Genomic DNA, 12,574 nt, shown 5'->3' on the forward strand with positions numbered 1-12,574 from the left:
CGCCATGCTCATCATCATCCTGATCATCGCCTGCATCTTCGTGCTGCTGGCCTATCTGGTGGTCACCGTCCGGCGGCACGACAAGCGCGCCTATGCCGACCGCGACCGCGATCCCTTCTACAGCGAGATGGCGCGCCTGGCGGCTGCCGGCCTGCTGTACGAGGAAGAGGAACGCACCGTCGGGCGGCCGCGCCATTCCTTCATCGTCACCCCGGCGGGCGAGGCCGCGCTGCGGACCTGGCTGCGCGAACCGGCGAACGATCCGGGCCTGCTGCGCCTCTATTTCGCCGGCATCGTCGGCCCTGCCGATGTCGTGGCGCTGGCCCGCGAACAGGCCGCCAAATGCCGCGAACGGCTGGAGAAGTTCGACCGGGTCGAGGATCTGTTCGGCCGCAAGCAGGGCTGGGACAAGGAACGCGACCATCTCGCCCTTGGCCGCCGGTTCGAGGAATTCTGCCTCGACTTCTGGGAGACCCAGATCCGCCAGCCCATCAACGCCCAGCTCTTCGTCGACGACGGCGGCGAGAACGAACGCAAATCGCAATCCGGCGAAGAGACGAACGAAGACACCGAAGAAGACGAGAAGAAGGAAGACAAGACCGAGGACTGACACACCGACAAGCTTTTCGATCGAAAAAGGAGAAAGCCATGAACCGTCCGCAGAAACAGACCATCCATTCCCTCAGCTTCGCCCTGGCGCTCAGCCTGGCGGCCTGCGGGCAGCCCAGCTCGGCCGAACAATCGTCCGGCGGCAGCCAGGGCAGCAGCCAGGGGCCCGGCACCAGCACCGCGCAGGATGATCCCCTGATCCGGCAGGACAGCGAAGTGACGCGCGAGACGAGCACGGCGGAAATCGTCCGCGAATCCTCCGATACCGGGGCGCTGCAGGAGGTGGGCAACGTGGAACTGTTCACCGGCGGCACGATTCAGCCCGATCCCGCGAAAGGCATCTACCAGAAGGGCCGCGGCTCCACCGCCCGCATCGTGTCGTCGGGCACCGGCAATGCCGCCGCCATCCGCCAGAGCGACGATGTGGGCGACGGGGCGGACGGATCGTCGGCCACCATCTCGCTCGGCAATGACAGCAAGCTGGCCAACAACAGCACCGCCTATATCGACCAGCGCGGCGACAAGGGGGTCGTCAGCGTCAACTTACAGGGCGATTCCAATGTCGCCTTCGGGCGCCAGAATGCCAATCTGGACGGCAGCGGGACGGGCGCGGAGCAGACCCATACGCTGGCGGGCAACGAGCACCGCAGCGAGATCATCCAGGCCGCCGAAGCCGCCACGGCCGACGTGACGCTGTCGCAGGGCAACAACAGCACCGGGCTGGTGCAGCAGTCGCAGGCCGGATCGAAAGCCTCGATCGCGATCAAGAACGGATCGGGCAGCCAGGGCAAGGTCGTGCAAGGCGGCAATGGCCGCGGCAACACTGCCGATATCGACATCGACGGGGCCGGCAACGAAACCCAGATCACCCAGCGCTCGGACAGTGGCAGGCAGGAAGGATCCGTTTCACAAACGGGCGAACAGTCCAAGGTGCAAGTCGTCCAGGACGGGGCATCCGGGAATGTGTCTTCGGTCAATCAGAACGGCACCGAAGGATCGGCCACGATCCTGCAGCAGCAATCGCCTGCCAACAAGGCGCAGATCGACCAGGAAGGCGCAGGCTCCCGCAGTCTCGAAGGCTCCATCCGGCAGACCGGTTCGGGCGGGCAGAACGAAGCCGATATCGACCAGACCGGCAAGACCCATAGCGCGATCATCCGCCAGAGCGGCAGCGGCGGCGGCAGCGTTGCCGGCATCGACCAGTCGACCGACGGCACCGATGAAAACGAAGCGACCATCGAACAGACCGTGGATGCGCAATCGGGCACCGACACGGTCGATATCGATCAGGGGGGCAGCGCTAATCGCGCCAAGGCCACCCAGCGCCGCAGCGATGGCGGGACGGGGAGCAATGTCAGCATCACCCAGCCCGGCGTGCGCGGCGTGCGCGGCGTGCGCGGCGTGGCCACGGTGGAACAGGATGGCCCGTCGCTCAAGGGCCAGATCGGCCAGAACGGCAATGCCAATGAAAGCACCATCCGCCAGCGCGGATCGGGCGGCGCGGCCGAAGCTTCGATCAAGACCGGCAGCGGGACCGACAATAACGCCGCCGAGATCAAGCAGAACACCGGCGGGGTGATCGCCTCGATCGACCAGACCTCGCCCAACAATGGCGCGACGATCGAACAGACCAACCCTTCCCCGTCGCAAGGCACGGTAGAGGCCGATATCGATCAGGGGTCGGATGTGCAGAACAACGCCATCATCCGGCAATCGGGGGCAGGCACCGTGCGCAGCGCCACGCTGTCCCAATCGGGGCGCGAGAACGAAGGGCGGATCGACCAGTCGGGCCCCGGCAACGAGATCACCGCCACCGTCCAGACCGGCGGCAAGCGCAACAGCGTGCGGCTGATCCAGAATGCGCAAAGCGGCGGCGCGGTCTCGGCAGAGCTTCAGCAGGGGGGTGACGAGAACGAAATGACCCTGGAGCAAAAAGGCAGCGCGATCAGCGCCGTGCTGGCGCAGGACGGGGACAGCAATGTGATGGACATCACCCAGACCGGCAGCGGCTATGACATCAGCGTGGAGCAGAAGGGCAATAACAACTCCTTCCGCATCTCCTATTCGGGGCCGAGCGAAGGCGGCGGCGGCTATTCTATCGTGCAGAACGGCGGGGAAACGCGCGATGAGAAATAGGCTCCTCATCGCTGGCGCGGCGCTGCTGATCGGGGCAGCGCCGCCTGCGCCCGAACCCGCCGCAGTTGCCCCCTCCACCGCTGCGCCTGCTTGCGCGGATGTCGCGGGCGCGTTCTGCGTCGATGCCGGGACCGCCGATCGCGGGCTCGTCATCACGCGGACCGCGCGGATCCGGTTCGAGACGCAGGCCGATCAACTACGCCTGACGATCGAGGATCGCGGATCGGATGCGACGACGGTGCTCGACCTGCCCTATGCCAAGGGGGCGCGACAGGAACCTGCTGGCGGGAGTGGCTAGACGCTTCGCCGGGCTTCTGCCCGCCCTCTGCCTCTCCTTGCGGCCCGGCTCTTTGCCAGCCCATTGGAGAGAGCAAGGCAGGCGGTAAACACCGCGCCTTCGAGGATGGCGGTGCCGAGAAGGGTAAATGCGCCCATGCCGCTTTCGCCGAAGAGGCGCGCCAGAGGTGAAAGGTTCAGGCTGGAGGCGGGAAACTGCCGCGCCAGCAGCGCCAGCGTGGCGGCATAGAAGGTGCCGCCCGCCAGCGCCGCGACGGCGGCGAAAGCGCCGCCCGACACCATGGCGAGCAGGGCGGCGGAAAACCGTCCACCCCCCGCCCTTACGCCCAGCATGACAGCCAGCCCCGTGGCCGCGCCCAGAGCCATGCCTTCGTAAAGCCCCATCACCCGGCCGGGAAAGACGCCGGTCAGCGATTGCAGCCCATGGCTCGCCAGCGCCGAACCGAGCGCGCCGACCACCAGCCCGCCCGCCGCCCCGCCGAAGATCAGCGACCAGTGCCCTTCCCCGCGCCACAGGCTCGCCAGCGCCATGCCGGTGCCGATCCCGGCGGCCCCCAGCACAGCCAGCGCCGTCGTCAGCAGGATCACGGTCAGCACCGCGGCCACATCGCCGCCGGTCGCCGCCAAACCGTAGAACACGCCCCCGATCAGCCCGGCGCCCAGCCCGCCCAGTGTCGTCGCTCCCGCGATCTGCGCGGCAGGCGATGCCGGTCCTGCCTTCGTGGCAGAGGCGCGGGGCGGCGCGGCCACCTCCTCGACCTGCGCCACGAAGCGGTAGCCGTGCTTGGGCACCGTCTCGATGAAGCGGGGCGACTGCGCGGCATCGCCCAGCGTGCGGCGCAGGCTGCGGATACACTGGGTCAGCGCTTCGTCGGTGACCGGGATACCGGCCCAGACCTCCTCCATGAAGCGGTCCTTGGAAACCAGCTCCCCCGGATGGCGGGCGAGCAGGACCAGCGCATCGAAATAGCGGCTGCCCAGCTCGATCGCCTCTCCGCCGCGCCGCAGCTGGCGGTTCGCAGTGTCGAGCGTGAACGCGCCGAACGCAAGAAGGCCTGGCCCCTGATCCATTGCCCCCCGGCGTAAGCGATGATCCCGGCCTGAGAAAGGGTTTCAGCGATTGCTCACGAATTGCTCATGGCGCGGCGCCCGCGATCGGGCAGGTCCGGGATCGTTCAGCACTCCAAGGAAGGACACGCCCATGACCCGCATTTACGAAACGCCCTCTGCCCATGAAAAGAAGCCCGACCTCAATGGCTGGCGCGTGGCCGGATGGGGCACGCTGCTGGCGCTGCTCGCGCTGCCAGCCATCGCCATGCAGCTGACCGGCGAAGTCGACTGGACCGCGAGCGACTTCGTCTTCGCCGCCATATTGCTCGGCGCGCTGGGGGCGGGAATCGAGCTTGCCGTGAAGGTCGGGCGGAACGGTGCGCACACTTTCGCCCTCGTTCTGACCGCTTTGGCCGCATTTGTGACGCTCTGGGCCAACGCAGCCGTAGGTTTCGTCGGTGACGGCCCGATCAACATGGTGTTCGGGGCAATAATCGGAACATTTCTGGTGCTCGCAGCGCTCGCCCGCTTCCGCCCCGGGGCCACGTTCTGGCTCTGCTGCGGGGTGATCTCGGCGGAGCTTGCCACCGGCCTCGCGGCGCAAGTGACCGGCCAGGCGGACTGGCTCCCGGTCCTTTTCGCGGCCGGCCTTTGGCTGCCCCCCGCGGCACTCTTCCGCCTGTCCGCTGGCCGGGAATAGCTTTTCAGATCAGCGATTTACGGCTCAAACGCCGGTCGACCCGAACCCGCCCATGCCGCGCTCCGTCGTCGCCGAAAACTCCTCGACGACCTCCAGCTCCGGCCTCAGGATCGGCAGGAAAACCAGCTGCGCGATGCGGTCCCCGGGGTTGATGACCAGGCTGTCGCTCCCCGGCGGATTGCGCAGCCAGGCGCTGATGAAGATCTCATTGGCATAGTCCGCATCGATCGTCCCCACTGACTGCCCCAGCACCAGCCCCTTCTTGTGCCCCAGACCGGACCGCGCCAGCAGGAAAGCCACCATATGCGGGTCGTTCATGAGGATGGCGATGCCCGAGGGTATCAGGATCGGCTGTGCCTGCGGTTGGATCTCGAGCGGTTCGGGAATACACGCATACATGTCGATCCCAGCAGACATGTCGGTCTGATATTGCGGGAGGCCCCATTCGTGCAGCCGCTCGTCGAGAATTTTCAGCTCTAGTTTTTTCATAAGATAAGACTGCTGGCCCCCCTGATTTTCAAGGGAGCCCTGTGCCCCATCCTGCCGGTCGGGAGCAAGCGCAGATGCACTCTCAAGTGCCGCCCCCGCCGGCGAAGGCAGGGGCGGCCTGAGGTTCAATTGGGCTGAAGCTGGATCGCGAGTCCGCCACCCGGTGCGAGCCTGACGGTGTAATTGTCACCCTTGCGCACCGTCACGGTATCGTAAGCGATATCGTGACGCTTTTCAGTCAGATAGGTCGCCTCCGGGCCATCTTTCCAAACCTTGGCCGTGTAAGCCTGACCCTCTTCGAGGAAGTCGAAATGCAGCTCCAGCGTACGCTCGGTCGCATCGTTGACGCCGCCGACATACCAGTCCTGGCTGTTGCGATCCTTGCGGGCAAAGATGGCATAATCACCCACCGCGCCGTCGATCAGATGACTTTCGGACCAGTCGGCGGGCACTGCCTTGATAAATTCGAGCTCCTTGGGATGCGCAGCAAGGCTCTCGACGAAATCTGCCGCCATCTGGATCGGCGAATAGATCGCGAGGTAGAGACCAAGCTGCTTGGCCAGAGTGCTGGCGATCGGATAATTCTGATCACCCACCAGACCGAGCACGCCGGGAGTGTAATCCATCGGCCCCGACAGGAGGCGGGTGTAGACCAGGGTCGGTTCATGGTCCGGACCGTTCGAAAACGCGCCCCAGGCATTGTATTCCTGTCCCCGCGCACCCTCGCGGGCAACCCAGTTGGGATAGGTACGGCGCAGACCCGTGTCTTTCACCGGTTCGTGCGGATTGACCGCGACGTGGTTCTTCGCCGCTTCCTCGACCACGCGCAGGTGATGCTGCACCTGCCGCTGGCCATCGTGCCATTCGAAGATTTCCGTATCGCCTTCGCAGGGATCGGCGATATCTGCATTGCAGGAAATGACCCCGCCCGCATCAGCCACATAGCCGGTCTTGACCCAGTCGACCCCGAGTTCGCCATAGAGCTTCATGGCATCGGCGAGCTGATCCTCGTAAACCTTGATATTGCCGCCGGTTTCATGGTGCCCGATCAGGCGGACGCCTTTCTTGCGGGCATAGTCGGTGACTTCCTTGAGGTCGAAATCGGGATATGCCTGGGTGAAGCTGTAATCGCGCCCGTTGCCGAACCAGTTTCCATCCCAGCCGATATTCCAGCCTTCCACCAGCACGCCGCGAAAGCCGTGCTCGGCAGCAAAGTCGATATACTGCTTGGCGCGTTTGGTCGTCGCGCCATGGCGATCGCCCGACGCCCAGGTCCATTTGTTGGAGATCATGCCCCACCAGATGCCGATATATTTGCCCGGCTCCACCCAGCTCACATCACCGAGCTTGTTGGGTTCGTTGAGGTTGAGATCGATATCGCTCTCGACGAGGCCGGCCGGTCCATCGCTGATGCGGATCGTGCGCCAAGGGGTGGTGAAGGCACCTTCGCGAACGACCTTGGCCCCGCGACTCGACGGGGCGAGCGAGGCCCTGAAGCGCGAGCCTTCCATGCGCCGCAGCCACATGCCCGAGTAATCGACAAGCGCTGCCTCGTGAAACGCAAGATGGGTGCCGTCCTGAAGGCGCACCGTCATCGGCGTATGCGCAGTTGAAACGCCGGTGATGGGCGTTTCATTATAGAGATATTCGTAGCGGTTGAAGTCCCCGCCTGGGATCCACCAGGCCTTTCCACCTTCCGCAGCTTCGGGTGCGATGGCGAATTCGGTCAGCTCTTCGGCAATCCTGGCGACCGGCATTTCGGCGCTTTCAGGGAATTCGTAGCGAAAGCCGATTCCGTCGTCGAACACGCGCATGCGGACAGTCAGCGCGCGCTTGCTCGTCTCGCGGGCTTCACGGAAGGTTATCGCAAGCTCGTTATGGTGGTCGCGCACGAAACGGCGTTCGCCCCAGGGCTGCTCCCACGTATCGTCATGACTGGCGCGGGTTTCCGTTTCGACCTGGAAATTGCGGCGCATGGGTTCTGCATCGGTGAAGATGAAACCCAGATCGCTTTCAGCGATCAAGGCCTCGCCATCGCGAGTCACACGGTAGAACGGCACACCGTCTCCATCGACGTCGAGAGTGACGACGGTGCGGCCATCGGGCGAGGCGACATCAGCGGCCAAGGCCGGGAGGGCGGTAGTGCCGAGAAGGGCTGCGAGCGAGCAGCCAAAGGCGCGGCGCATCATACCCGCACCAACAGCGCCGCGTAGGGTCCGAGACCGGCGGACAGGACCGAATTGACGGTGCATAGGGTTTCTCCTTGAGGAATTTCGACGTCGTCGATGGGTTCGGGTGAAAGATTGAACAGGCAGACGACGGTTTCGCTGACGCCGCCGCCTTCGTAGGCGCGTTCCACGCGCAGCAGCGGCCCATCCGCAACACAGGCCGACACGCTGCCGCAGCGAAGGGCGGGAGAGGCCTTGCGGAGCGCGATGACAGTGCGGGTCAGGGCAAGCAGCGAAGCCGGATCGGCGTGCTGATCGGCCACCGAACGCGCAAGGTTTTCCTCGCCCAACGGAAGCCATGGCGCATCCGAACCGAAACCGCCTTGCGGGGAATTTTCCCACGGCATCGGCGTGCGCGCGCCATCACGTGACAGGGTGAGCGGCCAGTTGGCGATGGCTTCGGGATCCTGCAATTGATCGAACGGGATATCGACCTGCGTCAGTCCCAGCTCTTCGCCCTGATAGAGGATGATGTTGCCGCGCAGACTCGCGAGCAGCAGCATCTTCATTCTCGCGAAGAGATCGCGGTCTTCGGGCGCACACCAGCGCGAGACGGCGCGCGGCGCATCGTGGTTTTCAAAGGCCCAGCTCGGCCAGCCCAGCCCCTCCTCGTCCGGCCATTCTGCCAGTGCCGCGCACACGAGGCCCGGCGTCAGGCGGTCGGCGTAGAGGAAGTTGAACCCATAGGCGGAATTGAGCCGCGTATCGCCCTGGGTGAACGCTTTCATCTCCGCTTCGGCATCGTCACCGCCGACTTCCGCGACCGTAAAGATCGCGCCGTATTGATCGGTAACCGCTCGGATTCGTTCGATAAATCCAGGAATGTCCGGGTGCGACATATTATGGATCTTGCGCTGGAAATCGAACGGCCGGGTGCGCTGGCGATCGGTGGCCGGGGCGGGCGGATTGTCGCGCAGCTGCGGGTCGTGCATCGCGAAATTCAGCGCATCGATGCGGAAACCGTCGACGCCGCGATCGAGCCAGAAGCGCGCGACATCGAGCAACGCGTGCTGCACATCGGGATTGTGGCCGTTGAGCTGCGGTTGGCAGTTCAGGAAATTGTGCAGGTAATATTGCCCGCGGCGCGCATCCCAGGTCCAGGCGGGGCCGCCGAAGACCGATTGCCAGTTCGAAGGCGGCGTGCCGTCGGGTTTGGCGTCGGCCCAGACATACCAGTCGCTTTTGGGATTGTCGCGGCTGGCGCGGCTTTCCACGAACCACTCATGCTCGTCGGAGGTGTGCGAATAAACCTGATCTATCAACACCTTGAGGCCGAGATCATGCGCACGGACGATCAGCGCATCGAAATCTGCAAGCGTCCCGAAGATCGGATCGACATCGCGATAATCGGCGACATCGTAGCCGAAATCCTTCATCGGGCTGGTGAAGAAGGGGGAAATCCAGATGGCATCGACGCCGAGCGAGGCCACGTGGTCGAGGCGGCTGGTGATGCCCGGCAGATCCCCGATGCCATCGCCATTGGCGTCCATGAAGCTGCGCGGATAGATCTGGTAGATCGCCGCACCGCGCCACCACAAAACGTTGTTTTCCTGCATTTTTCCTGCGTTCTCGGAAGGCATTTCAAGCGCCGTCATCAGTCGTTCACCAGCTCGCAGATGGCCCATCCGAGCGGCGGCAGGGAAATCCTGACGCTACCCGGCGCGGCGGGCTTTGAGGGGCAATTCCCGGCCAGCGAAACGAGGCTTTTTGTTCCGGATTCGGTCCCGATCACCCTCTTGATCGGGGTGTTCGAGGTGTTGAATACGGCCAGAACACGCTGACCGCTTGCATCATCGAAACGCTCCACCGCGAGCACGCCCGGCCCTTCGTGATCGAAGGCGCGGATCGTGGTCAGCCCCCGCCGCAGCGCCGGCGAGGCCGTGCGCATCGCGGCCAGTTCGCCGATCAGGCGATAGAGCGGATGGGCGGTGTCGAAATTGTCGCCGGCCGTGGTGGCATCGCTGCCGAGCAGGACATTGTCGTTATATTCCGCCACCCGGCTTTCGAACATGTCCTCGCGCGCCAGCTGGTCGTTGCCGTCGGAGATGAAACCCTGTTCGTCACCGTAATAGACCGTCGGCACCCCGCGCAGCGCAAACATCATCGCATGGCCGAGCTTGGTGCGCGCCAGCAGTTCGTCGGTATCGTCCGTCTCCGCATAATCGCGCAGGAACATCGAAAAGCGCCCGAAATCGTGATTGCCGAGGAAGGTCGGCAGACCGGTCGCGGTTTTCGCGCCGCCCGGATAGATCACATCCTGGCTGAGGAATTCGGCCATCACGGCGGGGCTTTCCTTGCCGCTGGCGACCAGCTGTGCCGCTTTCGCAAACCCCATGTCGAGCGCATAGGGAAGCTCCGCCTCCGTCATTACCCGCGCGGCGGTTATCGCATCGGGCGTATCGTAAGCGATTTCGCCGAAGATGTGGAAATTCGGAATGCCGCGCGCTTCGGCGCGTTCGAGCATGGCGGGCACGAAGGCCCGCCAGAATTCCGGGTTCACATGCTTGGCGGTATCGATGCGGAAACCGTCGATCCCGTACTGGTCGATCCAGTTGCCGAAGATGTCGATCATGCCCGCCACCACGCGCGGGTGCTCGGTGAACAGATCGTCCAGCCCGACGAAGTCTCCATCCACGCCGCTTTCGCCGATCCAGAAGGTATCGCCGCGATTGTGATAATAGATCGGATCGTTGAGCCAGGCGGGCACTTTCACATCGCGCTCCGCCTCGGGCACCACGGGGGTATAGGCATAGGCCGGATCGGTCAGCCGGGCCCAGTTTTCGGGGCTGGGATCGGAAGGGTCGAAGCCCTTGTTGATGCGCGGTCCATCGGGGCCGCCGCGGGTGGAATAAGGATATTCGCCCTTGCTGCGATAGTCATAGGTGTCTTCGGCGAAGCGGATCACATCGGCAGTGTGATTGGCGATGATGTCCATATAGACCTTCATCCCGCGCGCATGGGCGGCGGCCACGAAGGCGGCGAATTCTTCATTGGTGCCGAAATGCGGATCGACCTGGGTGAAATCGGTCACCCAATAGCCGTGATAGCCCGAACTGAAGCTGCCCGGATTGCCGGGATCGCCCTGCACCGGCTTGTTCTTGAGGATCGGCGCGAACCAGATCGCGGTGACGCCCATCCCCTGGATGTAATCGAGCTTTTCGGTCAGCCCCTTGAGATCGCCGCCGTGATAGAAGCCCTTGTGCGCAGGATCGAAGCCGCTGATGAGCCGATCGTCCGCATAGCCGCCGAGATCATTGCTGGTGTCGCCATTGGCGAAGCGGTCGGGCAGGACGAAATAGATCACCTCGTCTTCCACGCCGCGCTGACGGAAATCGCCCGCCTGCTGCTGTTCCGCCGCAGTATCTGCCTGCGCCTGCGCCTCTCTGGCGAGGCCGGGCGTGCTGGCGAGCAGCATGGCGGCAAGGGATAGGGTGCAATATTTCATCGGGCCGTCTCCTTGGTGGCGGCGGGTCTTTTGGCGGGCTGCGGCATGCAGAAGGCGCGCAGGAAGTTGGCATGGCCGGGCATGGTGCCGACCGTAGCGGCGATGTCGCTTTCGATCCCCGCCAGCAGCCGTTGGAGGGCGGCGGGATCGAGCGCATCGGCATTGGGATGGGCGGCGCGCGGCATGACGCCCTGCCCCAGCAACACCTGCGTCCACCCGGCCTCGGTAAACAGCTCGTCATGCTCGCGGCTGAGATAGCCGGTGCTGCGGAACAGTTCGATCCGGTCGGCCAATCCCGCCGGCAACTCCATCGCCCGCGCGCGGTCCCAGAAGGGTTCGCCGCGGCGATCGTTGGCGGCATAGTGCAGGATGAGAAAATCGCGGATGGCCGCCCATTCGAACGCGGACTGTCGGTTAAATTCACCCGCCATGGCCGCGGTCTCGCCAGCAGGGCTGCCGGGGCGCGGCAGCATGGAAAGAAACCGCGCAATGCCCGACTGGATCAGGTGGATGCTGGTCGATTCCAGCGGTTCGAGAAACCCGGCGGCCAGCCCCAGCGCAAGGCAATTGCCGCGCCACGGTGCGGCCCGCATGCCGGTGGTGAAGCGCAGGCGATTGGGGGTTCCGAGCGGCGCGCCGTCGAGATTGGCCAGCAGCTGGGCCTCGGCCTCGTCGTCGGACAGGAATTCGCTGCAATAGACCATACCGTTGCCGATTTGGTGTTGCAGCGGGATGCGCCATTGCCAACCCGCCGCATGGGCCGCCGCGCGCGTGTAGGGCGTGAAACCGCCTCCGGTTTCGCACGGCACGGCCACGGCGCGGTCGCACGGCAGCCAATGGCTCCAGTCTGCGAAGCTCTGGCCCGGCATGTCGCCCGCCAGCAGCGCGCGAAAGCCGGTGCAGTCGATGAAGAAATCCGCTTCGATCCGGCGGCCGCCATCGAGGACGAGCGCAGCGATGTCGCCGCTTTCGCCGTCTTTCTCGGCACTCTCGATCCGCCCTTCGATCCGGGCCACGCCGCGCGCTTCGGCGAAGCGGCGCAAATAGGCGGCGTAGAGCGCGGCATCGAAATGATAGGCCCAGGGCATGTCGGGCTGTGACCCCTGCCCCGCAGGCCACATCTGCATTCTGCCGGCACGCGCGGCCTGTTCGTTGAGCGAATAGGCGCCCAGATCCTTCGCCATGCCCAGTTCGCGCCCGCGCAGCCATAGCTGGTGGAAGGGCAGCAGCCCCGCCCCGCGCCCGACAGTGCCGAAGGCGTGCATGTAGCCGGTGCCAGCCTTGCGCCAGCCGTAGAATTCAATGCCGAGTTTGAAGGTGCCCTTGGTCTCGCGCAGGAATTCCGCCTCGTCGATCCCCAACCCGCGATTGAACAGCCGGATCTGCGGGATGGTGGCTTCGCCCACGCCGACCGTGCCGATGCCATCGGATTCGACAAGCGCCACTTCGCAGCCGGTCAGCCGGGCCAGCGCTGCAGCCGCCATCCATCCGGCGGTCCCGCCCCCGGCAATGGCGACGCGCAGCGGCGCGGGCCTGCCGTCTGAGGTGGGAGAAGAGGTGTGCGTCACGGCCATGATCTTATCCGGTCCCCGCGCCCTTGTCCGGCGCAAGCGTCAGCAA

10 protein-coding genes are annotated in these 12,574 nt (G+C 64.7%); 4 read left to right on the plus strand and 6 right to left on the minus strand.

Annotated elements, in window-relative coordinates; all coding sequences use genetic code 11:
• The first annotated feature begins 4 nt into the window (after positions 1 to 4).
• The 3 genes from ACI2I1_RS04545 to ACI2I1_RS04555 are packed head-to-tail and all read left to right on the plus strand — an operon-like array spanning position 5 to position 3,043.
• Positions 5 to 610: a PadR family transcriptional regulator gene (locus tag ACI2I1_RS04545; protein ID WP_221542577.1), complete on the plus strand. Its 606-nt coding sequence runs from the start codon at positions 5 to 7 to the stop codon at positions 608 to 610.
• Positions 611 to 648: 38 nt separating this feature from the next.
• A complete protein-coding gene (locus ACI2I1_RS04550) occupies positions 649 to 2,745 on the plus strand; it encodes a hypothetical protein (protein ID WP_404678089.1) in 2,097 nt (698 codons plus the stop codon).
• On the plus strand, positions 2,735 to 3,043 hold the full coding sequence (locus ACI2I1_RS04555) for a hypothetical protein (RefSeq protein ID WP_404678090.1): 309 nt from the start codon (positions 2,735 to 2,737) through the stop codon (positions 3,041 to 3,043). The genes ACI2I1_RS04550 and ACI2I1_RS04555 overlap by 11 nt, the downstream gene beginning before the upstream one ends.
• Here ACI2I1_RS04555 and ACI2I1_RS04560 read toward each other — a convergent pair.
• Positions 3,040 to 4,113 (minus strand): transcriptional regulator, encoded by a 1,074-nt coding sequence (locus ACI2I1_RS04560; RefSeq protein WP_404678091.1) that lies wholly within the window; start codon positions 4,111 to 4,113, stop codon positions 3,040 to 3,042. The two genes, ACI2I1_RS04555 and ACI2I1_RS04560, sit on opposite strands and share 4 nt — an antisense overlap.
• Positions 4,114 to 4,243: 130 nt before the next feature.
• On the opposite strand from ACI2I1_RS04560, the gene ACI2I1_RS04565 reads away from it, so the two are divergent.
• Positions 4,244 to 4,792 carry a hypothetical protein gene (locus ACI2I1_RS04565; protein WP_404678092.1) on the plus strand — a complete coding sequence of 183 codons (549 nt, stop codon included), beginning with the start codon at positions 4,244 to 4,246 and terminating at the stop codon, positions 4,790 to 4,792.
• 24 nt (positions 4,793 to 4,816) lie between these two features.
• Here ACI2I1_RS04565 and dut read toward each other — a convergent pair whose 3' ends face one another.
• The 5 genes from dut to ACI2I1_RS04590 all read right to left on the minus strand — a co-directional run bounded on the left by dut (position 4,817) and on the right by ACI2I1_RS04590 (position 12,528).
• Positions 4,817 to 5,281, minus strand: coding sequence for a dUTP diphosphatase (gene dut / locus ACI2I1_RS04570; protein WP_404678093.1), 465 nt, complete (start codon positions 5,279 to 5,281; stop codon positions 4,817 to 4,819).
• Positions 5,282 to 5,406: 125 nt separating this feature from the next.
• Entirely contained in the window at positions 5,407 to 7,467 is a 2,061-nt protein-coding gene (locus ACI2I1_RS04575) for a glycoside hydrolase family 97 protein (protein ID WP_404678340.1), read from the minus strand.
• On the minus strand, positions 7,467 to 9,104 hold the full coding sequence (locus tag ACI2I1_RS04580) for an alpha-amylase family glycosyl hydrolase (protein WP_404678094.1): 1,638 nt from the start codon (positions 9,102 to 9,104) through the stop codon (positions 7,467 to 7,469). The genes ACI2I1_RS04575 and ACI2I1_RS04580 overlap by 1 nt, the downstream gene beginning before the upstream one ends.
• Positions 9,104 to 10,954 carry an alpha-amylase family glycosyl hydrolase gene (locus ACI2I1_RS04585; protein WP_404678095.1) on the minus strand — a complete coding sequence of 617 codons (1,851 nt, stop codon included), beginning with the start codon at positions 10,952 to 10,954 and terminating at the stop codon, positions 9,104 to 9,106. The genes ACI2I1_RS04580 and ACI2I1_RS04585 overlap by 1 nt, the downstream gene beginning before the upstream one ends.
• Positions 10,951 to 12,528 carry a tryptophan halogenase family protein gene (locus ACI2I1_RS04590; RefSeq protein WP_404678096.1) on the minus strand — a complete coding sequence of 526 codons (1,578 nt, stop codon included), beginning with the start codon at positions 12,526 to 12,528 and terminating at the stop codon, positions 10,951 to 10,953. Before ACI2I1_RS04590 ends, ACI2I1_RS04585 begins: the two co-directional genes overlap by 4 nt.
• Between the last annotated feature and the right edge of the window lie 46 nt (positions 12,529 to 12,574).

This window comes from Qipengyuania sp. NPDC077563, assembly GCF_044901345.1.
Classification (GTDB): Bacteria; Pseudomonadota; Alphaproteobacteria; order Sphingomonadales; family Sphingomonadaceae; genus Qipengyuania; species Qipengyuania aestuarii.

Bases quoted from the DNA above. Each gene is read 5' to 3' on its own strand.
- ACI2I1_RS04580 (WP_404678094.1), bottom strand. From the start codon at position 9,104: ATGACGGCGCTTGAAATGCCTTCCGAGAACGCAGGAAAAATGCAGGAA.
- ACI2I1_RS04555 (WP_404678090.1), top strand. From the start codon at position 2,735: ATGAGAAATAGGCTCCTCATCGCTGGCGCGGCGCTGCTGATCGGGGCA.
- ACI2I1_RS04545 (WP_221542577.1), top strand. From the start codon at position 5: ATGCTCATCATCATCCTGATCATCGCCTGCATCTTCGTGCTGCTGGCC.
- ACI2I1_RS04590 (WP_404678096.1), bottom strand. From the start codon at position 12,528: ATGGCCGTGACGCACACCTCTTCTCCCACCTCAGACGGCAGGCCCGCG.
- ACI2I1_RS04550 (WP_404678089.1), top strand. From the start codon at position 649: ATGAACCGTCCGCAGAAACAGACCATCCATTCCCTCAGCTTCGCCCTG.
- ACI2I1_RS04565 (WP_404678092.1), top strand. From the start codon at position 4,244: ATGACCCGCATTTACGAAACGCCCTCTGCCCATGAAAAGAAGCCCGAC.
- ACI2I1_RS04560 (WP_404678091.1), bottom strand. From the start codon at position 4,113: ATGGATCAGGGGCCAGGCCTTCTTGCGTTCGGCGCGTTCACGCTCGAC.
- ACI2I1_RS04585 (WP_404678095.1), bottom strand. From the start codon at position 10,954: ATGAAATATTGCACCCTATCCCTTGCCGCCATGCTGCTCGCCAGCACG.
- dut (WP_404678093.1), bottom strand. From the start codon at position 5,281: ATGAAAAAACTAGAGCTGAAAATTCTCGACGAGCGGCTGCACGAATGG.
- ACI2I1_RS04575 (WP_404678340.1), bottom strand. From the start codon at position 7,467: ATGCGCCGCGCCTTTGGCTGCTCGCTCGCAGCCCTTCTCGGCACTACC.